The sequence below is a fragment of the Peribacillus frigoritolerans genome (genome assembly GCF_040250305.1).
Lineage (GTDB): Bacteria > Bacillota > Bacilli > Bacillales > DSM-1321 > Peribacillus.
In genome coordinates, this window is record NZ_CP158190.1 from 5332164 (window position 1) to 5357145 (window position 24982).

Annotated in this window: 16 protein-coding genes; 7 read left to right on the forward strand and 9 right to left on the reverse strand. The window is 41.5% G+C overall.

What is annotated here, in order from left to right; translation table 11 throughout:
* The first annotated feature begins 225 nt into the window (after positions 1–225).
* On the forward strand, positions 226–1641 hold the full coding sequence (locus tag ABOA58_RS26450) for an alkaline phosphatase (RefSeq protein ID WP_350300649.1): 1416 nt from the start codon (positions 226–228) through the stop codon (positions 1639–1641).
* A 147-nt stretch (positions 1642–1788) separates the two neighbouring features.
* Complete coding sequence (locus tag ABOA58_RS26455; RefSeq protein WP_350300650.1) at positions 1789–2157, forward strand: hypothetical protein; 369 nt, start codon at positions 1789–1791, stop codon at positions 2155–2157.
* Positions 2158–2169: 12 nt separating this feature from the next.
* Here ABOA58_RS26455 and ABOA58_RS26460 read toward each other — a convergent pair whose 3' ends face one another.
* The 3 genes from ABOA58_RS26460 to ABOA58_RS26470 form a co-directional block, all read right to left on the reverse strand.
* A complete protein-coding gene (locus ABOA58_RS26460) occupies positions 2170–4239 on the reverse strand; it encodes a SpoIID/LytB domain-containing protein (protein ID WP_350300651.1) in 2070 nt (689 codons plus the stop codon).
* A 259-nt stretch (positions 4240–4498) separates the two neighbouring features.
* Positions 4499–6505 carry a penicillin-binding transpeptidase domain-containing protein gene (locus ABOA58_RS26465; RefSeq protein ID WP_350300652.1) on the reverse strand — a complete coding sequence of 669 codons (2007 nt, stop codon included), beginning with the start codon at positions 6503–6505 and terminating at the stop codon, positions 4499–4501.
* 394 nt (positions 6506–6899) lie between these two features.
* Positions 6900–8336 (reverse strand): hypothetical protein, encoded by a 1437-nt coding sequence (locus ABOA58_RS26470; RefSeq protein WP_350300653.1) that lies wholly within the window; start codon positions 8334–8336, stop codon positions 6900–6902.
* Between the two features lie 457 nt (positions 8337–8793).
* Here ABOA58_RS26470 and ABOA58_RS26475 point away from each other — a divergent pair, with 457 nt between their 5' ends.
* Positions 8794–8937: a hypothetical protein gene (locus tag ABOA58_RS26475; protein ID WP_350300654.1), complete on the forward strand. Its 144-nt coding sequence runs from the start codon at positions 8794–8796 to the stop codon at positions 8935–8937.
* A gap of 28 nt (positions 8938–8965) precedes the next feature.
* Here the strand turns inward: ABOA58_RS26475 and ABOA58_RS26480 are convergent, their stop codons facing one another.
* Positions 8966–9283 (reverse strand): hypothetical protein, encoded by a 318-nt coding sequence (locus ABOA58_RS26480; protein ID WP_350300655.1) that lies wholly within the window; start codon positions 9281–9283, stop codon positions 8966–8968.
* Between the two features lie 547 nt (positions 9284–9830).
* Here ABOA58_RS26480 and ABOA58_RS26485 point away from each other — a divergent pair.
* The 3 genes from ABOA58_RS26485 to ABOA58_RS26495 all read left to right on the forward strand — a co-directional run bounded on the left by ABOA58_RS26485 (position 9831) and on the right by ABOA58_RS26495 (position 16014).
* Positions 9831–10724: a helix-turn-helix domain-containing protein gene (locus ABOA58_RS26485; RefSeq protein ID WP_137016494.1), complete on the forward strand. Its 894-nt coding sequence runs from the start codon at positions 9831–9833 to the stop codon at positions 10722–10724.
* A 699-nt stretch (positions 10725–11423) separates the two neighbouring features.
* Positions 11424–13049 carry a hypothetical protein gene (locus tag ABOA58_RS26490; protein ID WP_350300656.1) on the forward strand — a complete coding sequence of 542 codons (1626 nt, stop codon included), beginning with the start codon at positions 11424–11426 and terminating at the stop codon, positions 13047–13049.
* Complete coding sequence (locus tag ABOA58_RS26495) at positions 13042–16014, forward strand: DEAD/DEAH box helicase (RefSeq protein ID WP_350300657.1); 2973 nt, start codon at positions 13042–13044, stop codon at positions 16012–16014. The genes ABOA58_RS26490 and ABOA58_RS26495 overlap by 8 nt, the downstream gene beginning before the upstream one ends.
* A gap of 133 nt (positions 16015–16147) precedes the next feature.
* Here ABOA58_RS26495 and ABOA58_RS26500 read toward each other — a convergent pair whose 3' ends face one another.
* The gene (locus ABOA58_RS26500) at positions 16148–16756 is read right to left on the reverse strand and encodes a LysE/ArgO family amino acid transporter (RefSeq protein ID WP_350300658.1); all 609 of its coding nucleotides are present in this window, start codon (positions 16754–16756) and stop codon (positions 16148–16150) included.
* Between the two features lie 124 nt (positions 16757–16880).
* Between ABOA58_RS26500 and ABOA58_RS26505 the strand changes: the two genes are divergently transcribed.
* Positions 16881–18326, forward strand: coding sequence for a PLP-dependent aminotransferase family protein (locus ABOA58_RS26505; protein WP_350300659.1), 1446 nt, complete (start codon positions 16881–16883; stop codon positions 18324–18326).
* 133 nt (positions 18327–18459) lie between these two features.
* On the opposite strand, the gene ABOA58_RS26510 is transcribed toward ABOA58_RS26505, so the two are convergent.
* From ABOA58_RS26510 to ABOA58_RS26525, 4 genes are all read right to left on the reverse strand, one after another.
* Positions 18460–18876 (reverse strand): hypothetical protein, encoded by a 417-nt coding sequence (locus ABOA58_RS26510; RefSeq protein WP_350300660.1) that lies wholly within the window; start codon positions 18874–18876, stop codon positions 18460–18462.
* Positions 18877–19086: 210 nt separating this feature from the next.
* The gene (locus tag ABOA58_RS26515; RefSeq protein WP_350300661.1) at positions 19087–22824 is read right to left on the reverse strand and encodes a S8 family serine peptidase; all 3738 of its coding nucleotides are present in this window, start codon (positions 22822–22824) and stop codon (positions 19087–19089) included.
* A 207-nt stretch (positions 22825–23031) separates the two neighbouring features.
* On the reverse strand, positions 23032–23934 hold the full coding sequence (locus tag ABOA58_RS26520) for an ABC transporter permease (RefSeq protein ID WP_350300662.1): 903 nt from the start codon (positions 23932–23934) through the stop codon (positions 23032–23034).
* Positions 23935–23946: 12 nt separating this feature from the next.
* Positions 23947–24951, reverse strand: coding sequence for an ABC transporter permease (locus ABOA58_RS26525; protein WP_137016483.1), 1005 nt, complete (start codon positions 24949–24951; stop codon positions 23947–23949).
* Positions 24952–24982 lie beyond the last annotated feature (31 nt).

Below are 24982 nucleotides of genomic sequence, written 5' to 3' on the forward strand. Positions count from 1 at the left end.
TTTAGTGAAATTATATCAGTTAAGTATTTACTGTTTATTAATTATCAACTCCATATTGTAATTATATAGAAATTCTTTCTTTTTTTGAAAGATAAATTACGCAAAAACCGACTGGATGCCGCTAACCGTGCTAAAAAGCTTAGCTCCATCCTGAATATCAGGGAGGGGTTTTTTTATCGATTTAGACAAATAATAGGAAGACTTTCACCCAATGGAGGATTACAGATGAATAAGACATCCAGACATAAACCGCATCGCTTTGGATTATTCGTTCTTATAATTTGTTTTATTTACATGAGCTCCCCTATTCAAGCAGAAACAAAAAACACCCCAAAGAATGTCATATTGCTGATTGGCGACGGCATGGGGTTAGGGGCGATAGAAATTGCCCGGCAATTTGAATATGGAAAGACAGGTGTACTGCATTTGGAAAAACTGGAGCATGTTGCCCTGATGCGCACGTATTCCGCCAGTAATTACGTCACTGACTCGGCAGCAGGAGGATCTGCGATTGCCACTGGTGTAAAAACGAACAATGAATCAATCGGTGTCGATGCCAATGGTTCCGAGGTCGATAGTGTATTGGATGCCTTTCAGAACAATGGAAAAAAAGTCGGGATCATCTCAACCAATATGGTAGTCGATGCCACGCCCGCTGCCTTTGGTGCAAGTGTTCCTAACCGCTGGACAGGTGGCGCAAATATCGCAAGGCAGCTCTTTGATAACCGGATCGACGTCATCCTCGGCGGAGGTGCCAGCTATTTTGAGGCGGATAAGCAGAATGGCGAGGATTTAATCGGTAAATTTAAACAAGCTGGCTATGGGATTACGACGACTAAAGAAGAACTTAGTTCCATAAATAAACCGGAAAAACTTTTAGGATTATTTCACCCTACCTATATGAATTTTAAACTGGATAAAGAAGTATTACATTCTCAAGAGCCATCTCTAACCGAAATGACATCCAAAGCGTTGGATATTTTATCACGGGGTGATAAGGGATTTTTCTTGATGGCCGAAGGTGCGCGTATTGACCATATGGAGCATGCAGCCGATATCACTGGAATATGGAAAGAAACGATTGAATTTGACCAAACCGTGAAAAAGGTTGTCAATTGGGCAAAAAATCGTAATGATACCTTGATTGTTGTCCTTGCAGACCACGAAACAATGGGGACATCCGCTTCTGAAACAATGGATATCACTGCATTGAAAAAAATCAGGGTTTCATCTGAATATATGTCAAAACAACTCACATTCAATAAAAATAATGAAATCAATCCAGAAAGTGTCGTTTCCACATTCAAGAAGTATGCAAATATATCCCTTACTGAACAGGAAGTCGATCAATTCATCGATAACGTAAGAAAAAATAAAACGCTTGTCTATCCACAGCATCAAATAGATTGGGAAATCGGAAGCACCATCGCCAGGCATTATAAGGCGGGTGTAGCTGATCGAAGCATACGTGCGGCCAGTTCCACAGGAGGACACACAGCCAATATGATTCCCGTTTTCGCTTCGGGTCCAGGCAGTGAAGCCTTTGATGGAGTCATTGAAAATACGGATATTTCGAAAATCATCACAAAAGCCGCCGGTGTTCCGTTCACACCCGGGCAGCATAAAACAACAGAGGAATGAAATCATTACTTCCTTTTTTAAGTTTCTTTCTCATTAACCGTCTGGATTTTTTCGGTATTCTTTTCTTTTAAGTTGCGTTTACTCAAGATTTGGGGCATTTCTTTGAAGTTTTGGAGCATTAACTCATGAGGTTGGTGGATCTGCTCGTTGATTTGCGATTTACTCGTGAGTTTAGCGCATTTACTCGTGAGGTTGGTGCTTTTACTCATGAGTTCGTGCTTTACTCGTGAGTTTAGCGCATTCACTCGCCAATTTGAGGCTTTTACTCGTGAATTTTGTGCTTTCACTCGTGAGTTTGCGCCTTTTACTCGTGAATTTTGTGCTTTTACTCGTGAGTTTGCGCCTTTTACTCGTGAGTTTGGTGCTATTACTCGTGAATTCGTCTTTACTCTTGAGTTTGGTGCTTTTACTCGCCAATTTGAGGCTTTTACTCTGAGTTTGCGCCTTTACTCGTGGATTTTGTGCTGTTTTCTTGTATTTACTATTTATAAGGACAAAAAAAGACGCCATACGTGACGTCCTACTCTTTCACTTTTTTATGTATTTTTTTAATACATACCCAATTTGGCTTCCCTTTTTCACTTTATACCATTCATCTTGTTGAGCCAGTATCGTTACAGCTTGGTCCCTGTATAGATTGCCAATCGTTTCAGAAGATGCATTTCTACTTTCTTTAATAGATAATTTGCTTGCTGTCACTATTCCCGTCGTCTTCCTAATCGAGATTTTCGTTGAAATGGTTTTCTGATTGTCACTCTCATCCTTAGCGGAGATTTTTACCGTAAATATCCCGTTGGAGATATTTTTGAAATCCCAGGATGCCGATTGACTGCCTTTATTGAACTGCCTTTCATTAAGGATGCCGACAACCTTACCTTTACTGTTCTTGATTTCCACCGTTACATTAGCGTTTTCATTAATTGTATACGTTATGTTCGCTTTCTCGGTACTGTAATCACCCGATGTATTGATATCGGTGATTTTAGGTGCCGACGTATCTCTACTGATTTTTATCGCCATTGTTTCCAAACCTTCATTCCCGCCTCGGTCCATTGCTGATAATTCTGCTTCATATGTCCCGTTACTCACCGCTTTTGTGTTCCAGATTGCTGAATGGGTACCCTTTTTCATTGTTTGATCACGGACTGGGGTAGCTATAGATTTACCTTTACTATCTTTAATCGTGAGAGTTATCACAGCATCTTCTTTTAGGGTGTATCTGATTCCAACATCATCATTTAAATGATCCGCCTTCGCTTTCATGTTTACTGAATTCGGCTCCTCCTTTACAACAATATCCTTTTTAGATCCGGCACTTGGTCCATATTCCTTTTCTATAATTGTGTCAGGATAATAAAAACCCAAAATATCTTGATATGAGTGTCCTGCTTCCGCTCTGTTTTTCGCTCCAAACTGACTTAGTCCGACCCCATGCCCATATCCTGATCCTTCGATTGCAATTTTGGAAGGATCGGAAGATGAATGGTCAACCAAATAGCTTTTCATCACCTCTTGCCCCACCATGCCCCTGATTTTGGAAGCCGCTACATTAGTAAGCTTAACCGTTTGCTGCAAAAGGTTTCCCCTGTCATCTACGAGATCCCTTACATAGAAATTCAGTTGGATGGAGCCTTTCGTAACACGGCCACCCGTTTTATCATCTGTAAAAGTTAACAAGGGAATCTCCGTTATTTTAATATCTTTCTTCGCATATCCATTATTCTTCAGCCAAGCCTTCAGCTTCGGCACAACCTTTTTATCTTTTTCCTCTACACTTGTCCACCATTCTTCAGGTTTAGATAAATCCATTTTTGACAGGTCGATTTGCTGCTTGTCCAGCGTTATCGCCCAATTGGTTTTCGAATCATATAAATCTTTTTTTATAGATAGATATGCAAGAGGGTTGCCTCTTGACCAAACATTTGAATTCAATTCGGTCATTCCTCCATTGCTTGATGAAAAGAACGCTTCGATTATTTCGCCATCATGTTTGATTACCATGCCCTTTGTCTGTTCAATGGCTGAATCAGTTCGATAGTGACCGGCAGCCCCGCCATATACTTGGTAAGAAACCGTATCATCAATGATTGTCGATTGATGGCGAAGTGCATACGTCCGAGCGGCAATCGCCTGTGCTTTTAAGGCTTCGGCATGCCAAAGTGCGGGCATCTCCAGCGGGACAACGCCCTTTAGATAATCTTCAATGTAAACAGCATTGATTGGCCGGATGTAACCGTCCTCCGCTGTAAATGAAAATGAGCCTTGATACGGACGGCCGTTTATGGACAATGAAGCATCAGGTTTTACTGGCATTACCTTAAAGGAAGCATAAGAACCCGTTTTCTTAGAGCCTTTGTAAACGGCAAGTTTAGCCGACTCCGCTTTCAAAGTCAGACTTTCACCCGCCTTGATGAATATCTCTCCCATTGAATTACGGTAGTCCCCGGTTGCCGTTATTTTAACACTGGTTCTATTCCCCAAATAATTCTTCAGTTTCACTTCCATCGTTGTATTCTCTTCCGCTGCCGTTGCTTCATGAGAAGGAAATGCAAAAAAAATGATAAAGAAAGCGATAAACAAATACTTTAAACTTCTCATTCCCCTTCATCCTCATTCCTTTTCTATTTATCTTTCAAATATTTTTGAATTAATCCTGTTCAATCCATTGGCATGAGAAAACTGTTTACTTGTGGTTACTGAACTCTCTTTTACATTCTGTATGTACGACTCGTTATCCTTCAAATCCAGCTTTATTGTCGTAACAAATTGGAATCCACAACCTAATAAAAGCAGGACACGGAAGAAACCATGTCCTGCTTTTATTTTGGTAAATGGTGCTGATGGGTGACTTTTTTCTTTACTTCAAATACTTCTTCAACACCGGTTTCATTTGATCGACAACGACATGGCTGCCGCCTCGGCCTTTTACATCTTCAATCATCCATGCCATAAGAAGTTCCGGGTCTTCTGTGTCCATGGCAACGAACCAGCCATTTTCTGTTCCGTCCGCATTTTTGGATGCCTTGATTTCAGCAGTTCCCGTTTTGGCAGCGATTTTGATGCCAAGATCATCTATTCCATGTCCACTTCCCTTAGGATGTTCCACTACTTGTGTCAGCATCTTGGTGACCTGATTTGCTTGGTCTGCTGATATCGCATTTTCTTTCCATATTTTCTTTTCTATTTTATCTCCTGTTATTAACGAAGGTGCCAGGATGTTTCCTTCATTCAAGAAGGCTGAATAGGTCATGGCGAGATGAAGCGTACTCATTTGGACTTGCGCTTGACCATATCCGGCGTCCGCCAAACGTCCCTCACTGTCGACCTTACCGATGCTCGATGCTTTGATCGGATAATCGTAATTCAAAGACTCATCAAATCCGAATGCCTTGAGTCCATTTGTGAATTTTTCCTTACCAAGACCCAGAGCTTTTTGGGCAAAGTAAATATTGTCTGAATAAATTAATGCCTTTTCCATATCGATTGGAACACCTGGGTCCGAAACCCTTGTAATGGAATGATCTTTCCATGTCGATTTGGCCCATGTTTTCCCTTGAATATTTATCGACTCTTTCGGATCCACACCATTTTTCAAAGCGATTGCCGCAGTGATGGCCTTAATGGTTGAACCAGGTGCAAACGTCGAACTGAAGCGGTTCAGAAGTGGTTTTTTCGGGTCTTCTTCAAGCGCTTTTTGTTCCGCTTTCGTTATTCCAAAAATATATTTATTAGGATCAAATGACGGACTTGAAACAAGTGCAAGCGTTTCGCCTGTCATCGGATCAATTGCCGATGACGATCCGGCTTCATTCTTATATTGCTCGAAGATATCCTTTTGAAGCTCGGCGTCGATGGTCAATGTAATTGTTTCTCCCTCTTCAGCAGGCTTTTCAGCAATCACTTTTTCTTCGCCATCTTCGGTTTTAATAAAGATTTTACCGCCAGGTTTGCCTTTAAGCCGCTCTTCCAACACTTCCTCAAGACCGCGCTTGCCAATAACATCACTTGCGGTATATCCTTTTCCTTTCAATTTCTCCAAATCCTCGGCCGATGCCTCACCGACATATCCAATTAGATGGGCAGTAGCCTCTTTATATGGATATATGCGTTCTTCTGTATTATTGACAGATACACCAGCAATGCTTAATAGCTTTTCCAAGGTTGCAGTATTATCATTTGACATTTTCTTGATGGGCACGAAATAGCTTGGCTTTACCCATGATTGTTTTAATTTCTGATTCACTTCGTCGGTGGACATATTGAGGATTCCAGCGACCTTTTTAACCGTTTCGGATTCATTGGCCATTTTCTCTGGCACGATTCCCACTTCTGCAACCGTTCCATTCATGGCAAGGCCGCGTTCATTTCTATCGACAATTTCCCCGCGAATGGCTGGATACGATTCAACCGATACCTTCTCGCCAGCTTTCAATTCAGGGAATATGTAGCTTTCATTCCACTTGATGTACCAATTTTCTTCCTCGCCTTCCCCTTCCTTGACAAGTGTCGCTTTATGATCAGAGCTGACAGCACCCGCCATAGTGGACATATCAACGGTATATGAAAGGCTTACCTTTTCTCCGTCTTTATGGTCTTTCTCTTCTTTTGGCTGTTTATAGTCCACCTTTAATTGGTCGGCTTCTATGCCCGTATAGATTTTTTCATAACGCTTCGCAAATTCATCCGCACTGATTTTCTTCTTTGTCTCAGGCGACAGATACTCGTACATCTTTGCAAAATCCTGTTTATTCCAAAGCTTCGTGTATGCCTCAAAGCGATCTTCCGGACTTGGCTCATCCGAGCATCCGGCCAGAAACAATACGCTCAACAACAATAAGCTGGAAACTAAAGCTAGTTTCTTCATGATTTCCTCCTAATGAATAGTTAGAATGATATACCTATAGTTTAGCAAAATATTAGGTGAATGGGGGATTTTGTATGCCGAATTTCTTCATTTTTCTAATTAACCATGTTTTTTCTAAAACAAAAGTCCTGTACATAATGTACAGGACTTTTGTTTTAGAAAAAATAGAAGAGGGGCCAGTTCGCAAAAATGATCCAGTTAATTTCAGGAATCCGCTCCCTTTCCGCCGACTGTCTGCTAACAATCTAAAGAGGGTTTCATCCAAGGAGACCCGCAGGCGGAAAGCGAGTGCATAGGCAACGTTCAAATTGTGCAAACCCTTAAAAAACGTAGGCAAACTCGATTTTCATCAAGTTTGCCTACAGTCTGATTCCTGTACATAATGTTCAGGAATCTAAAGCATTCTTTTTTTTCGGCTTTTTTTCTCTTGGAGCCATTTTTTCAAGAAGAAAAAGCCCAGGATGCTAGAAATGACTAGGCCGCTTGTAGTCACAATGACAGCTACCCATTCGTATAAGCTGTAATTCATATAAGCTTTCCACGGTAATTTCCCTTTCCAATCTTCAATATATAGATTCATTCCGAATATCCCGGAGACAACCGTATAAATCGTTAGTATTTGCAAAAGATAATTACTGCTTTTCCCAGACAGTTTATCCTGATTTTGATAAAGGTAGGAAAGTGTTTCCTTCACTTCTTTGTATAGAGGGGCAATCCTGAAGGTTTCATCCGTTTTTTTGAAGAGCTCTTTACCGATTGCCGTACTATTGACTTCAGTGAATAAATACTTTGCAGAAAACTCAGTGATCATGAAAATCAGCTGTTCTGTATCCGATTGATCTTTTTCCACATCTATCTGGGAATGTTCATGTGCCAATTTGAGCAGTACGATTTTATAATAGAAGAAAATCAACACTGTATAAAAATGCTGACCATACATTTCACTAGCCAGTTCCCGTTCAAGTTTACCTGTCGCTTTCGTGACACACGCGAAATGATACATGCTAGTTACATAATAGGTTTCCTTGCCCCACCTGTCATATACTCTTTCTTGATAATACTTTTCGATATAATCAGGATTTAATGCGCCTATATATGGCTCACCATCATTGTCATACCCGTTCAGTTCACTGATCCGGAATAAGTCATTTTTAGAAATATCACGATCCTTAGGGAATGCCGTATAACTGATCACGTACATTCTTTCATCGATGAAGAAGGGCAAACTGCCAAAATAGGTCGGGTCCGCTTGTTCTTCATCTATATATTCCTCAATTGGCGGCAATAGTTCATTGAAGATGAAATCCTTCACTTGTTCATACTGATTTTCCCGACAGCCGACTTTCGTTTTTTCCTCATCATCAGCAATCGGTTCAAGGATTCGGAATGTATCGCCAAAATAGAGTACATCATCATTTGAAAGCCCTTCAGGTAAAGTAATACGAAGATTCATCATGCCAATATGAAATGGGCATATGAAGATATCGATAGAGTCAATAATAAATGGGGTATTTAGATAGGGTGATTCGAAGGTACAATCAATATCCAGTTTTTTCGTGAAACGCCGCAAGCCTTCCTTCTGTTTGGCATTACTCGGAAATAAAATCGGCTCGATGTAAGGCATGAAATACTTTTCAAGTTTACGGTGCGAAACTTTGTGGCCACCGTAAAATTGATTTTGTTGTTCCATATCTTTCAAGTTCAAAAAAACGAAATTGTCCTCAAACAACTTTTCCACAAACTTTTCAATCTTATTTCCTTCAAGCGTAAATGGAAAAATGTACTGCTGGAAAGTTCGCTTCGTGGGATCATTCTTTACTTTCACATCCATATAATATATTCCTCCGATTAAACTGCGATGAACACAGGTTTAATTCATCATGTTTCTTATATTTACCCATGTATATACAAACAAAACGAAACATATTATAGAAAAAAAGTGGACAAATTACCCAAATAAAAAAAATCCCCCAAGCATGTGCACGGGGGCCATCGAAAAGAGTTCTTCAACCCTCTTCACTTTAGGGTACTAGAAACTGATGTTTCTAATGAAAAATCCGATATTCGGACCATTTTAACATTTATTTTAAGTATGATAAAATACGGAATTTCTCCATATTTGGGCTTTTCCTCTTACTATCATCTAATAAATCCTTATATGCAGGGATTCACAGAAGAAAATATAACTAAAGGAATAATTGCAAGATCTTTTGTTCATCCCTTTATCATTAAATTACGTTTTAACTAAGAAAAAGTGGGTAAATAAAAAAAAGCAAAGGAGAGACATCATGAAATCCGATAGCATTAAACAACACTTTAAATTTTTTGAAAGAACAAATAACGCTAAACCAAGTGAGCGGAAACAAATGAGCGATTTCATCAAAAAGAAAATGAATGCTCAAAACAGTCATTTAAATGGCAAAAACTCATGACATATGGGATGTCATGAGTTTTTATCATTTAAAATGCGATTTCATTACCTTGAAGGTTGTGCTTCACACATTTCTTGATACCGATTACATTCAAAAAATGTTGAATCTTCTTCATCGAGGTCGCCTGATATTCATCCACAATGGTAAACTCTTTAAGATAAGCGATTTTTTCTTGTACATCTGTATCTATATGATCTTGGCTGGATTCTTTATCATCTGATTTTTTGCATGTGTACACCACAGCTTCACCAATTTTCCTGGTTGCCTTATCAAAATAAAAAGAAAACACAATGGCACATTCATCATCGTAAAAAGAGGGTTGAACTTTCATATTAATATCAATCATTAACCTTACACCTCTCTCCGTTTTGTTATATACACTATAACAAAATCATTAAAAGGAAATAGGCGTTACAAACTACGCTCACGTTTCTTCAACACCTACCAAATGGACCTTACACTCCCCATTCATAGATAATTATAACTACAGGAATATGCGCAAAAGAATAATCATTTAATAATAATAAAAAAAAAACATCTTCAATTGAAGATGCTTGAATGATTGATAGGAAGCTTCATTTACTTATTTATATAAACCTGGAAGTTCTGCGTAAAGGCCTGGTAATTCGCTTGGGACAATAACAAAAGCAGCGATGATAAGAAAAGATACGACTAATGCTTTAGTACTTTTTTTCATAGGTCATTCCTCCTTTTCTTTTAAAAAAATATTGGTTAAAATAGAAAATAATTCTATAGTTATATTTAACCACAATTCTTAAAATCATATATTTCGACTAAAGAATCTTTTTAAACCGTTCAGGACCTGTACATACCGCTTTCACCGATTTTTCATAACAAAATATAACTCTAGGCATATTTTAAGGAGAATCAAAATGGATTTTTTTGCAGTTGGACAAAAGATCAAAGAGCTACGTAAACAAATCGGGCTTTCCCAGGAAGAGTTGGCAACCGGTATTTGTACACAAGCACAGATCAGTAAGATTGAAAAGGGCGATGTCTATCCATATGCATCCACTCTCTACTTAATTTCCCAACGTTTAGGCGTTGATGTAAACTATTTTTTTGATATTGGAATGACCCCTAGGCTGGATTACGTGGAAGAAGTGATTTATCAATTAAAAATAGCCAGAAGAACCCGAAATTATGAGGAAATGCAGCAAATTGTAAAGGCTGAGGAAAACAGTCCCCTCTTTCTTCAAAATAAAAAGAATCATCAATTGATTCTTTGGCACAAGGGAATATACGAATATGAAAAAAATAAAGATTTAGATAAAGCCATAGAATTCATCAATAAGGCCATCTCCATTACTCATACGACTGATAAAATTTATTCGGAACGGGAGCTTGAAATCTTAAGCAGTCTTGGTGTAATGTATGTTGCCGAAGAACAATACGAAAATGCATTTGCCTTGTTAAGGAAAGCTTTAGATCACTTGAAAGCCCTGCCTTTCTTGACGGATAAAACGCTAAAGACGCGCCTATCCTATAATTTTGGCAGAGTGCTAACACGCCTTGGCCGATACGAAGAGTCCATTGCCTGCTGCCAAGATGCCATAAAGTGGTGCCTCGAACATGATCAATTATATGCTTTAGCGGATTTACATTACCATTTAGGATACAATTTTGAACTCGTAGGTAACTTTGAAGAGGCAAAAGAGTACTTGGAAAAATCTGCGTTTCTATTCAAATTACAAAAAAACCATACCTTTGTTACATTCATCAACAAAAAGCTGGACAGTTGGAAGAACGAAATGAAAATAAACTAATTCTATAATTTGGAGCCATTTCCCCGGGAATGGCTCCAAATTATAGACAAACTCGATGCCTCCAGGCACTCGCTTTCCGCGGGCGGTCCGTTCTCGGATCCTATGCGCCTGCGGGTCTCCACTTGACGCTCTTTCCCCGCAGGAGTCTCGCACATTGTTCCAATCTACTTTGCATTAATTTATATATAGAACCCCTTTTGTCTACAAACTGAGCAATTCACCAGGAGTATATAATTTCTCATACTCATCATTTCCAAAACCTCTAATCTACATTTTAAATTCCAAGCCAAAATGAAGTATAATAAAGAGATGCTTCAAAAAAGCAATTTCAAAAAAGATTCCTGCCCTCATCACTTGGTATTGTGAAGCGTGATGAGGATGAAGGATTTGAGGCATGTTAAAGTGATTGCCAGTTATTCCTGTTTATATCCGAACCGCTTATATTCAAGGGGATTTTTGACGATATTGACTTTTACAGGGTTTTTATTAATATACGGCTAGAAGCAGTGATGGTTTGTTCAATTAAATGGATTAGAACGTAAAGAGAACGGCCATAGTCCGGCATTCGATCTGGGATGTAATATATGCACCCCCAGAAATAGGCCGGGGCGGGATTACGATAAGTTAAAGAACTGATGGTTCATGATCATACAAAAATATAATTTTGGTATACAGGGCTTGTCCCTGAAGGAGGAGAGTATGGAGCGGGAGTTGTTGTTAGTTGGGGAGCGGCTGGCGGAATTTTTGGAGGCCGGGGATCCGGAAGATTCGGATGTGGTGAATCAAGGGCTCCAGTTATACCGTCAGGGGCTCATTGATATTAAAGAAGAAGCGGCGGATACGATTGCGGCTGAGGTACAGGATGTGACACGCTTTAAGGCCAGGCTGAATCTGCTCTTCCCGCAGGATGGAAGCTGTACATGTGATTCAAGGTTCATTTGCCGGCATCAAATGGCCGTTTTCTTTTCTGCATATTCCGAACACGCTAGTGTTTCCGAATGGCTGAGCGATTGGAAAGCACCAAAAAACACCTCAACGGCCCAAGCACTGCAGCAAGTGAAACCGGCAAGTGAATTACTTAAACAGTCGGCAGGGAAATCCATCATCTTAGATAAAAGCTATCCATCATGGAAGCAATTCGTGAATGTTGCATTTGCTGAACATGTCGAGCCTCATATAGGTGAGGCTACTTATATGATTGAAAATCATATACAGACTTACTTTAAACGCCTTAGCTCAAAAGCTCCAATGGAAAGGGAATGGAAATTGCTTTATCATTTCGTTACCCAATTTTGCACGATGCAGCAGACACTGAGAATGATTCAGCTGCATAAAAGTGAGACGCAAACGATCCGGGTCTTTTATGCCCTTGCCGTCGACCTGGCAGAGGAGCTTCATGAAACGGTACAGCCGCTTAGCAGGCAAGCGAGGCCCTTTGCCTTTGATCCCTTCGTTTTCAGCATCAAGGAAGATGTAGCTAAACTGCTGGATGGAGGAGAAGGCCTGGAATACGAAAAGATCGACCTCTACCGGGAGATATGGAGCTACTTATTCTCCAACTCCTCATGGCGTAAAGAGGAACTGGAACGAATCAATAAAGAACTTCCCGAGAAGTATATGGGCACCACTGAGAGGACGTCCTATTCCCTCGCAGCGATTCACCTATCCCTTTTGGAGAACCATGATAAACAAGCGATTGGGCTTCTTCATGAATTGAAGAAGGAAGCCTGTCCATACATTTTTTATTGGCTGAATCTCCTGGCTGAATCCGACAACCGGGCACGGGCTATCCCTTTCATTGAATTCATCAATAATAATGTCCAGGAGTTCCTTGCCGGTTTATCCGATTATTATAAACGGGTGGATTTCGTCCGGACCTTTACGACTTTAATTAACAGTTGCTGTTATAAATTAAAACGGACCGATTTGCTTGAGAAATTTTACAGGGCCACCCTTCCGCACAGCTATTGGAACTATGCAAACTTCCTTTTTGAACAAGGACAATATAAAAAATGGGTGGAGATGCATATTTACTCAGAAATCAGCATTGACTTAATCAGCAGTGAATCTATCAAAGAAGTGGTCTCAAAAGAACCGGAACTAATCCTGCCGCTATATTATCATGCGGTCCAGGAAAAAGTTTCTTTGAAAAATCGGCCTGCTTATAAGCAAGCTGTCCGATATTTGAAAAGGATGCGCACCATCTATAAAAAGAGCAAAAAGGAAGATGTATTCGAACGTTATATACTTTATGTAGCAGATTCGACTAAACGGCTTCGCGCTTTCCAAGAAGAACTAAAAAGGGGTAAGCTTATCGATGTTTAATCCAGGGAAATTAAAAATCAAAATAGCGGCTCTCGAAAATGGAACTTACGCCCTTGGTGTCGTCAATGAAGAGAATACCTTCCTCACCACGAATTATATACGCAGGCTGTTATTCAACTGGGATGACGCAAGCTTTTATGGCACTAAAATGACTACTGATATAGTGGATGGAAATCAAGTATTCATACTTGACGCTTGGGGACTTCTCAATTTTTTTGCGAGGGAAAGCTTCAACTCCTTCATAGAATGGGAATGGTCCGAGATATCCTCCCTTTGCCTGTCCGCAGCTCCCGTTCTTCATGAATCCATTGAAGCTGGAATCCCCGTACCGGATTTCACCAATCTTCAATTGGACTCCATCGGCTGGAAGCTGCCGGAAGAAGTGGAAGAGGAATTCGTCCCTTCCTTTTGGGAAGAAGAAATATCTTTGGATCTTCCTTCACCTGAACTGGAAACCAACCGTACTTTTATTGAAAAGTGGTATAACGGTGCCGCTAATATGTATTTAAAAAACTATTCACCCATGCAGCATAAATGGAGTGAAGCCGTAGGGGCATTAAAGGATACACGACTTTCTCCCGAAGAATTGCAGGCCTTTTTTGACAAAGACAGCTGGCAGGAATGGCTCGGTACCCTGCCCGATCCCAAACCATTCACTATAGGTCTCCGTTTAACTGAACCTCCTGATGGCAACGGGCCTTGGATACTCGATGTTACCCTTCGTTCCAAAAGGGATGAGAATATCATTGAAACATATACAGGAAAAAAACTTCCGCGCGGCTGGAATAAGTATGCAAGTGATGTGGTGCGTGCTACGAAACGCTGGCAACTCGTCGTGCCATGGCTTGGGGAGAATGGCCGTCTGAAAAGGGAGATTTCAGAAACGGATGCATGGGAGTTCTTGACCGATGCAAGCGAAAAGCTCCTTTTTCTTGGCGTCGAAATTCTCCTTCCATCGTGGTGGCTTGCCTTGAAGGAGTCCTCATTGAAGGTCAAGGCGAAAGTGAAGAGCCAATCGAACCGCGGCCCTTCTTATGTCGGGTTAAAAGCTTTAATGGACTTTGATTGGCGGTTCTCATTAAATGGCAAGGAGCTCACTGAGGCGGAGTTCGAGGAGCTCGTCAATGAAAAAAGGCGGCTTGTCTTCATCCGCGGCCAATGGGTCAAGCTTGACCCTGCTTTCATTAAGCAAATTCAAGAGCTGATGGAAACAGCCAATGAAAAAGGCATCCAACTGACTGACTTGCTGCAGCAGGAACTGTTGAATGGCGTAAATGAAGATGGCGATGGCGATTCTGAAAACGACGAAATGCTCCGGATTCAATTTGAATTGAACCAGGAGCTCCGTAAAATGGTGGGAAGGCTCCGGGAAACCAAAAACATATCCATCCTGCCCGTCCCTAATGCACTTCAAGGTGATTTACGCCCCTATCAAAAACTGGGCATGAGCTGGCTCCTTTTTTTAAGGGAGCATGGTTTTGGTGCATGTCTAGCCGACGATATGGGACTTGGAAAAACCGTCCAGATGATTGCCTACCTACTTCATGTTAAAGGCAAAGAAAGGGCCGGTAAAGAGCTGCACACTGCGCCCAGGGATGAACAAAAGAGTGAACCGATCATCGTCGAAGAGGATATCAGCGCGGAGAGCAGTGATGAGGGTGAGGTCATTACCACTGCCCCCGAATCCGTCTCTGTACAATCGGCGCTCATCGTCTGCCCGACATCGGTACTTGGCAACTGGCAAAAAGAATTGGAAAAATTCGCTCCATCACTTAAAGTTCACCTACACTACGGATCGAATCGTGCTAAAGGTGAGGCATTTACTAAACTGGCAGCCGACCATGATATTGTCTTAACATCATATGGACTGACCCACCAAGATGTGGCTGAACTGACCTCCATACATTGGAGCAGTGTTATCCTTGATGAAGCACAAAATATCAAGAATGCCCAAACGAAGCAATCCAAAGCGGTCCGCAAGCTAAATGGCAGACATCATATCGCCCTATCGGGTACGCCGATGGAAAACCGTTTAAGTGAGCTATGGGCGATTTTCGACTTCATCAACAAAGGTTATCTCGGAACGCTAGGTCAGTTTCAGGAAAAATATGTGGCAACCATCGAGCGTGATGATCAGAAGGATAAAATCAAGGAATTGCAGCGTTTGATACAGCCATTTTTGCTTCGCCGTACAAAGCGTGATAAAGAAGTCGCTCTTAATCTTCCGGATAAGCAAGAACAAAAGGAATTCGTACCGCTTACCACCGAGCAAGCATCGTTGTATGAGCAACTAATTAAAGATACATTCACTGATATCGAACAACTGTCTGCCTTTGAAAGAAAAGGCATCATCCTCCAGATGCTGAATAAGCTAAAGCAGCTTTGCAATCATCCAGCTCTTTACTTGAAAGAAATGGAAAAGGAAAACATCATGAAGGCACCTAACCGATCTGGCAAACTCGAGAAGCTGACCGAGCTTATCGATGCTGTTCGCGAACAGGATGAAAGCTGTCTCATTTTCACACAATATATCGGGATGGGCAATATGATTAAAGAATTGCTGGAAAAACGATATGGCTTTGAAGTGCCATTCCTGAACGGGAGTGCGAACAAGAAGCAGCGTGATGAAATGATCACCCGATTCCAAGATGGGGATTTCCCTATTTTCATACTCTCGTTGAAAGCAGGCGGCACTGGACTTAATCTTACTGAAGCAAACCACGTGATTCACTATGACCGCTGGTGGAACCCAGCTGTTGAAAATCAAGCAACCGACCGTGCTTACCGAATTGGGCAACAGCGTTTCGTTCACGTTCATAAGCTAATCTGCACAGGGACCCTGGAAGAAAAAATCGACCAGATGCTTGATAAAAAGCAAGCCCTGAACGACGAGATCATCAGCAGTGACAACTGGATCACCGAACTTTCCACAGAGGAAATCAAGGACCTGGTTGCTCTTCAATAACCTGATTTCACGTTATGATGATGATTGAAGGCAAAAAAAAGGGAGAATGCATATATGATATGCATTCCCCTTTTTTTATACATAAGCGTCCAGTTATACATGGCATCGTTTGGTTCGAAAACGTTTATCTTATTCAATAAAGCGACTTCACCATATAGAGAGCTGTGATCCAAATGATGATTGCCGAAATTTTATTTAATATTCCAAGGAATTTACCAGATGTATCAACCTTTTTCAGCAAACGTCCCGCAAGACATAATCCATGGAACCAGCACCATGACACAAAGATGCACGTTGCGGTGAAAATCATTTTATCTTTTCCTGAATAAACAAGTGAGCTCGAACCGATTACACCTATCGTATCCAAAATTGCGTGCGGATTCAGTAATGATACGGATAGAGCAAATACAATTTGTTTTTTGGTCGACATCTGCATGGATTGGGCACCTGACTGTGAGTTCGATTTGGCAAACCAAATCTGAAAACCCATATACAATAAAAAAATAACTCCGATTATGATTAATGTAAGGCGCAACCAATCATATTGCATGACAACCAACGAAACACCTAAAATAGCTAACAAAATGAGCAGTGTATCACAAATTGCAGCTGTTACCGTTGCTGGCAATGCTTTTTTTATTGTAGGTTGGATTGCTCCTTGATTAAAAATGAATACATTTTGCACGCCCAACGGAAGTATCAGCCCTAATGCCAATAAAAATCCATGAAAAAATGGCCCCATACGAATACCCCCTCCCTTCAAATTCAGTATAATGAAAAAAACAAAGAAATTGACCATCCAATTGGTTGGTTTACAAACCAACCAATTTATAATGAATATAGAACATGAAAGGAGTGGTTTTCGTATGTTTATCGAATGGAGACCAAACCGGACTTCCGACCAATCACTTCACCTGCAAATAGTAGATTGGATCAAACAGCAAATTACACGAGGGGAATGGCCAGTTAGCACCAAGCTTCCATCACAACGCTCATTGGCCGACTCATTTGGCGTAAACCGAAGTACCATCATCACAGCCATAGATGAGTTGATTGCAGACGGATTATTGGAAACTAAGGTTGGGTCCGGCACATTCGTTTCCAATAATACATGGAATGTGCTCGTCTCCGGCAAACAGCCCGACTGGAAAAACTATGTCCGGAATGGCCTTCATGAACCTAATTTAAAAACGATTCAGGACATTAATCAGTATGAAACGGACACTGCCATCATCAGATTAGGCACAGGCGAACTATCTCCAGCTCTATTGCCTGCAAAACAAATCGAAAAGACATTGCGATCCACTTCTTTTGATGCCCACTCATTAGGCTATTCCGAACCCAAGGGTGATAAGAGACTTCGTCAATGTATAAGTGCATATTTAGAAACAAAAGGGATCAACGCGAGTCCCAGCTCCCTCATGGTCGTTTCTGGCGGGCTTCAGGCACTCCAGTTGATATCAGTTGGTTTACTTCAAAAGGGATCGATGATTTTACATGAATCCCCTTCCTACTTAAATTCCGTTCACCCTTTTCAATCTGCGGGCATGCACTTATTAGGTTTATCAAGACAAGGCCGGGAAAGTATCCCGACACAAATAAAGCACATTAACGGAAGGAAGAAAGCGTCACTGTTTTATACTGTTCCAACGTTTAACAATCCAACGAATACTACATGGTCAAAAGAAGAAAGACTTAACCTCCTATCACTATGCAAAAAGGAACAGATCCCGATTATTGAAGATGACGTATATAGTGATTTGTGGTTTGATAATGAACCACCGCCTCCATTAAAATCCCTTGATGCAGATGGCCTTGTATTGCATATTGGCAGCATGTCCAAAACATTAAGCCCAGGATTGCGTATCGGATGGATTGCTGGCCCAATAACTGTGATTGAACGTTTAGCGGACATTAAAATGCAAATGGATTACGGTTCAAGTGCACTTTCCCAACACCTTGTGGCAGAATGGTTAGCAAATGGGCAATATTCAAAGCATTTAGAGTGGCTAAGGCATGAGTTGATAGGACGCAGAGATTTTACATTAACTCTGCTCAATCAATATTTTAAGGGACTGGCTGAATGGCAAATACCTCAAGGCGGATTTTATATATGGTTAAAATTATGTAAACCCATCGTGAATCCAAACCTTTTCAGGCAAGCGATAAAGGAGAACATACTTCTTAATCCGGGATACATATACGAACCAAATAACCATACACATATACGGCTTTCATATTCATACGCCTCGGAGGAACAATTAGCTTATGGCATCCAAACCCTTTCAAAGATCATTCGGCGGTTGGTTTGACATCTTGAAGGATTGGAGACGCATTAATGGAGCTGCCGTGGCAGCTCCATCCTTATTGAGTAGAGTAAGTTTTCGTATGAATTATTCGGAAATCTCATGCCTTACAACGTCCTGCCTAAAAATGTAAGGGATTTCATGGCGTAGCGGCTTTCATTTTTACGTTCCGCTCTTTTTGCTGGATGATGAAAAAAGAATGGTGATAGCCATGATTGATCATGATATGATCGAGGATTGCAGTGAGCGCCTCACCCTTATTCGGCTGATATGACTCTGAACTTTCCTCAATGATGATTTTTTCTTGGTGGGGGTCATAATTAATAGATGTTTTAGCACCTTCTTCAAAAAAAGAAAGGGTTACCTCCTGACATAGAGGAAAATCCTGATAAGGTGAATCTGAGCGGGGATCCTTTTCAAAGGGAGAATGGACGTGCTGAAGTGCATCAAAGAAACTCGGTTTTGTAAGATATGACCTGTCGCTTCCTCTCCTTTCGAATTTCACTGTAATTGCAATACTAGTTACTTTATTGCTAGATTTCTTCTTATAATTCATAGATACCCTCCTTTCAATAGGAACTTTATACCTAATTCTTTTATCCTATTCGATATACCTGCCGGATAATGAAAAAACTTCCTCACTAATAGATTTCCATATTAGCACGGTGAAAACGAAGCAAACTACTCCATAATCATCACGGGAATTCATACTTCAAATCCATAATCCGGAAAAAACAGCCCTCTTGGATAAGAGGGCTGCCTTTCGTTATTTTTTTGCTTTATTGATGTTAAAGGATTTCTTCGATTCATTTCCTGCAAGATCGGTCACCTTAAACTCAATCTTATTGTTGCCTGTTTTAAGCGGCAGCTCCAAATCCTCTATCTTTTTCTTATAGGCACGCATTTTGTATGGTTCCTTGAATTCATGATAGAATACTTCGCTTCCGTTCAGGTAAAGGCGGATTTCATCGAAATTATCTTCCACCGTCACGTCCACTTTTGGATTTTTGCCTTTGACTCCCACAGTTTTCGGTACACCTTTCACTTTTAAACCTGGCTTTGTTGCATCGACCATAATCGTCCGTTTAAAGGAAACCGTGTTATCCCATTTATCTGTTGCTTTAACCGTGAAGCTTTGAACACCCTCTTCAAAATTCTTTTCATATGAGAATTCATATTTGTTATTCGCCTTGTTATACGTTGCAGGTACCGTTTTATTGTCGATTTTAAATTCCTTTATTTCCGACGCTTCTTCAATTTCTCCTGTTATTTTGATTTTATTTTTATTGTTCACACTCAAGGCTTCAGGACTCTTGATCTTTACAGCTGGTGCATGATTATCGATTGGAGCTGAATCACTGGCTAATTCAGTTTCCGCCGTTTTTTCATTACCTGCATAGTCAATTGCCACAACCTGAACCTTTTCCCCTTTTACATCAGGTAAAGTGAATTGTTTCGCATTCGCCGGGAGCGGCTCTTCCATGATGGATGCTCCATCGACTTGTACATCATAATAAGCAAGCCCTGAACCATTCAAATTATCCTTACCTTGGATGGTTAATACATTGCCTTTTTTCGAAATTTTGACGGTCGGCTTTACCGTATCGATTTTGATTGGCATTTTAACCGTCTGCCATTTTGCACCCTCGTAATCTATCATCGCTTTGATTTCAAAATAATAGACCCCATCCTTAGCAAGTGCATTATTGATTTTACCGTCCCATTTACGGGCTGGATCCAGCGTGTACGCGGTTCCTAGTCCGCCATCATAATAGTCCTTACGTACATTATTCTCTGTGCGAAGTTTCCGGACTGATTTGTTTTCACCATTCAATATATTGTATTCTACCTTTTTCGCATTCCTTAAGAATGATAGGACAGGCACGAAGTCATCCTGTGCACCATCACCATTTGGGGAAATCGCGATATTTTTGCCATTGAATGTTTTCCCCGCAGGGTCATAGCCAAGATAAGTGAAATCTTCACCTGCTGTCGATACTCCACCTGCCATGCCATAGAAAGACTCTTTATCATATTTAGTGCCATCCAGGATCGGGGCTTTGTCCCACTCCCCTTTAAATCCTACATACGGTACATTCAGTTCCGGATTCGTATCGGCTGGATCCTTCAATGAAATGAACCCTTCAACGAAATATCCGTTTGGAAAGACCTCGTCAATGTCTACAAGAGTCTGAAGGTCATCACCGAGTACCTTTGCATCGGATATGTCGACTTTCACTTCGAATGTAACCGATTTTTTTGCAGGAACGGTAATCTTATTTGTGCTTTTATTATTGATTTTAATCGAAGCGTTCTTAATTTCCTGTGCTTCCAGCTCGTTAGCGGTATAACCGAGTTGTCCCTGGATTGCATAGTCTGTTTGGATATTTCCTTTTACATCATACTTGACCGCTTTGTTGCTGAAGTTTTCTACCTTTAAAGTAAAGGCGAACTTATTGCCGATCTCCTTCATTGCAACCTTCGCTTCTTTCGTGAATGACTCTGTCACGACAGCAGGTGTGGACAATGCGGATTGCAGCTGCATGACCCCGGCTCCCTGCCTGCGAGGCGAGTAAGGGTTTTCCCAGTCAAGGGCTTTATTGACGACACCTTGATCCGCTAATGGTTTTGATGTATTCATCATCAGTTTCTTCGCTAAATTTGCCCGGGCAGATCCGTTTAATTTAAATTCTTTATCCACTCTTTCAAGAACCAGTGCCGAGCCGCCGGAAACATGTGGTGCCGCCATCGAAGTACCGCTCATCATTCCATATTCATCGTTGTTCAGCGTCGAATAAATTTGGCCTCCCGGAGCAGTGATTTCCGGTTTGAAATCCAGGTTTGGTGCGACTCCCCATGAACTGAATGAGCTCATTTTCCCTGCTTCTGGATTTACAGCTTTTGTTTTATCACCATTAAAGGTAATCTTCACCTTTTCGCCATCCGTTAAGGCCGCTTTCAGCTTTGCACCATCCGATTTCAACATGAACAGCTGGGGAATGGTGATGCTTGGATCTGTGGCCATGGAAATATATCCGTCAGCATTATTGTAAATAATGACTCCTGTCGCTCCTGCTGCCTGGGCATTTTGCGCCTTTTCTATAAAAGAAAGCGTGCCGCGCTCGATGAGGGCGAACTTGCCTTTAACATCCACTTTGGAAAGCTCCTCTGGCGTCCCAAGACCTGCAGCCACCAAGTCATGTGTTTTTTCCTTTAAAGCATTGGGATGTACACTTGAAGCCGACATGAACGGAGCTTTTCCTGCTTGTCCGCTTATATCATAAGTTGCTGCATCCAAATCCATATAGTTATTCTCTACCGATGCCACTTGTACAGAATCGTATGCAAGTCCAGGTGAGCCTGAAACGCCAATATCCGGGTTAGCGGCTGATGGGTTGGCAAATCCATTTCCAAAGTGTGCCGAGTTTCCTGCTGAAATCGACATGAGGATACCATTATCAACAGCCCTGGATACCGCCTGCTGCTCCGGATCTTCTGCAGATACAAAACCTGCAGTGGACCCAAGGCTCATATTCAACACATCCGCCCCAAGGATGATGGCATCGTCAATCGCCTTGATATATATATCGCCCCATGTTGTCTGCATGTCGGGATCATTCCCGAAGACCTTTAAAGCTAGCAGCTGGGCTTCAGGAGCAACCCCTTTAATGCCGCCATTCTCTTCATCTCCATTGGCACCGGCCGTACCCGCTACATGCATTCCATGCATGGACGCCCCTTCACCAAGATCAAGGATTTCTTCATTTTCATCCATGTAATTGTATCCATAAGGTACCTTCGCCGTATAATAATTGCCTAATAGATGGCTAGATTCCTTCATCCCGTTAATTTCCTTTTCAGTCAGTTCTGCCTTGTTCTCATTATTCAGGAACATATCACGGTGAGATGGGTCGATTCCAGTATCGATAATCCCGACGACCATCCCTTCCCCTTTATATCCATATTCCCGCCAAGCTTCCTGGGCTTGGACTAGTTCTTTACTATAAAGCATTTCGGGTTTTTCTACAGGACGTTCATATTCATTCGCAATATGTACTTCAGCAACTTCAGGCATGGCTTCCACCTTTTTGATTTCACCATACTGAAGTTCACCGCTGAATCCATTGACGACTGTAGTAAAACTTTCAAGCTCCTTGAAAGCTATTTTTTTCTCTTTCACCTTTTTTTTCAATTTCTTCTGATTAGCTAGCTTTTCGGACTTTAATTGTTGTTTCTTATTTTTTGATAGCTGTTTAAAAAGTTTCCCTTCTTTCGAAGCTGTTTCTATTGCAGGGGCTTCCTTCATCTCTACGATGACCCTGACCTTCTCGTCGCTTTTGTATTTCTTATCCAAATCATTTTTCTTCAGCTTTATAATACTTTCCTGATTCTTCTTACCTGCACCGCCCGAACCTGCCGGGGGGTCTGGGAGTTTCGCTGCGGAAACGCTTGCAGTAAATACTAATAGAAAGATTGCTAGAATGGACAAGCTACGTTTAATCAATGAACTTTCCTCCTCTAAAATAAGCAATTTTTGGAATATTCTTACTGAGTATAAAAGTATCACAACTTTTGGGGTGATTTTAAGAGATAATAGTCACTATTTTCCTATTCCGAACTAGGATTTTGTTATTATTTTTCATATTTTAATAGATTTACAAGATAAACGACAAAAAGATGGTGATGTTAAACTAACATCACCCCTTTACTTCTAGTTTTTCATTCTTGGGTCCAAGGCATCGCGCAGCCCATCCCCCATTAGGTTAAAGCCGAGTACCGTAAGCATGATCGCAAGCCCAGGGAAAAGAACCGTCCATGGTGCTTGAATGATGAACGCCCTGGAATCGGCGAGCATTTTTCCCCACTCTGGCGCTGGCGGCTGTGCACCGAGACCGAGAAAGCCGAGTGCTGCACACTCAATGATGGCAGTTGCAATCGCTAAGGTACCTTGAACGATAATCGGTGCAAGGCTATTCGGAAGGACGTGGTGAAGGAGAATGCGGCCATCCCCCATTCCAATTGCCTTTGCAGCCGTTACATATTCCTCTTCTTTCACCGTTAAGACCCTTGAACGTAAAAGCCGGCCGAATATCGGGACATTGACGATGGCTATTGCAATAAGTGCGTTGCGAAGGGAGGGCCCCAAAACGGCAACGACAGCAATGGCAAGCAAGATACTTGGAAAGGCCAGAATAATATCAAAGATCCTCGATATGATCGTATCTATCCACCTGCCGTAATAACCGGCAATGATTCCCAAAAAAGAACCGACCACAACAGATCCGGCAACAGATAAGAAGCCGACCCCTATTGATATGCGCGAGCCATAAATGACCCTGCTCAAAATATCCCGGCCAAATTCATCCGTACCAAACCAATGCTCCGCAGAAGGGGCCAAATGTTTATCACTTAACTTTTGCCCCTCAAATGAATAAGGTGCTATAACGGGCGCGAAGATGGCGATTAGGATGAAAAATGAAACAATCCCCAGACCTACAAGGGCTACCTTATTTTTCCTAAAACTTTTCCAGCCTTCCTTCCAGGGAGAGATGACTTTTTCCTCTGCCTCTTTTGGAGGAAGGAGTGGCGAAGTATTCGTTGCTATTTCAGGCATGAGTTTCCCTCCCTATTTATACTTAATCCTAGGATCGATCGCTGCATACAACAAGTCCACAACTAGATTGATCATGACAAACAAAAAGGCGATGACGAGAATTCCGGACTGTATCACCGGATAATCCCTAGATAGGATTGCATCATAAATATATGTACCGATACCTGGCCACCCAAAAATGTTTTCCGTCAATATGGCGCCGCCTAAAAGTAATCCTGTCTGCAGTCCGATAACCGTCACCACTGGAATCAGGGCATTCTTAAAGGAATGCTTGTAAACAACCCAAAACATTCTCATTCCTTTAGCACGAGCCGTACGAATGAAATCCGATCTCATAACTTCCAGCATGGACGAACGTGTCATCCTTGCAATAATGGCCATCGGAATGGTCGCCAGCGCAATTCCCGGCAAAATGAGATGTTTGATCACTTCGAAAAACTGATCCACCCTGCCAGCCATGAGTGTATCTATCAAATACAGTCCGGTTATGGCCTCAACAGGATCCCTGATATTGTCCCGCCCTGTCGTCGGAAGTAAATCCCATTGAATTGAAATGATATATTGCTCCATTAATCCCAGCCAGAAAATAGGCATGGACAAACCAATCAACGCAATCACCATGGCGACATAATCAAACCATGAGTTTTGGAACCAAGCTGATATTATCCCTGCATTAACGCCTATGACCACGGCGATGATCATCGCGATCAAGGCCAGTTCTATCGTAGCCATGAGGTATGGCCCAATTTCTTCAGAAACCGGACTATTCGTTTTTAAGGAAACACCCAGGTCTCCCTTTAACAAGCCTGATAAGTAATCCCAAAATTGAATGAACCAAGGTTTATCCAGACCAAGTTCCTTTGTCATTGCAGCGACTGCCTCTTCCGTTGCTTGCTGCCCTAAAATCACCTGTGCTGGATTTCCAGGAATCGCCCGAATCATCATGAATACAATAAACGCCATTCCTAGTAACACTGGTATGAGAGATCCTAAACGTCGTACGGTATAGGAAAACAAAACAATCACCCGCCTTTTAAATAAGGGGCCT

Bases quoted from the DNA above. Each gene is read 5' to 3' on its own strand.
- ABOA58_RS26450 (WP_350300649.1), top strand. From the start codon at position 226: ATGAATAAGACATCCAGACATAAACCGCATCGCTTTGGATTATTCGTT.
- ABOA58_RS26460 (WP_350300651.1), bottom strand. From the start codon at position 4,239: ATGAGAAGTTTAAAGTATTTGTTTATCGCTTTCTTTATCATTTTTTTT.
- ABOA58_RS26465 (WP_350300652.1), bottom strand. From the start codon at position 6,505: ATGAAGAAACTAGCTTTAGTTTCCAGCTTATTGTTGTTGAGCGTATTG.
- ABOA58_RS26470 (WP_350300653.1), bottom strand. From the start codon at position 8,336: ATGGATGTGAAAGTAAAGAATGATCCCACGAAGCGAACTTTCCAGCAG.
- ABOA58_RS26475 (WP_350300654.1), top strand. From the start codon at position 8,794: ATGAAATCCGATAGCATTAAACAACACTTTAAATTTTTTGAAAGAACA.
- ABOA58_RS26480 (WP_350300655.1), bottom strand. From the start codon at position 9,283: ATGATTGATATTAATATGAAAGTTCAACCCTCTTTTTACGATGATGAA.
- ABOA58_RS26485 (WP_137016494.1), top strand. From the start codon at position 9,831: ATGGATTTTTTTGCAGTTGGACAAAAGATCAAAGAGCTACGTAAACAA.
- ABOA58_RS26490 (WP_350300656.1), top strand. From the start codon at position 11,424: ATGGAGCGGGAGTTGTTGTTAGTTGGGGAGCGGCTGGCGGAATTTTTG.
- ABOA58_RS26495 (WP_350300657.1), top strand. From the start codon at position 13,042: ATGTTTAATCCAGGGAAATTAAAAATCAAAATAGCGGCTCTCGAAAAT.
- ABOA58_RS26500 (WP_350300658.1), bottom strand. From the start codon at position 16,756: ATGGGGCCATTTTTTCATGGATTTTTATTGGCATTAGGGCTGATACTT.
- ABOA58_RS26505 (WP_350300659.1), top strand. From the start codon at position 16,881: ATGTTTATCGAATGGAGACCAAACCGGACTTCCGACCAATCACTTCAC.
- ABOA58_RS26510 (WP_350300660.1), bottom strand. From the start codon at position 18,876: ATGAATTATAAGAAGAAATCTAGCAATAAAGTAACTAGTATTGCAATT.
- ABOA58_RS26520 (WP_350300662.1), bottom strand. From the start codon at position 23,934: ATGCCTGAAATAGCAACGAATACTTCGCCACTCCTTCCTCCAAAAGAG.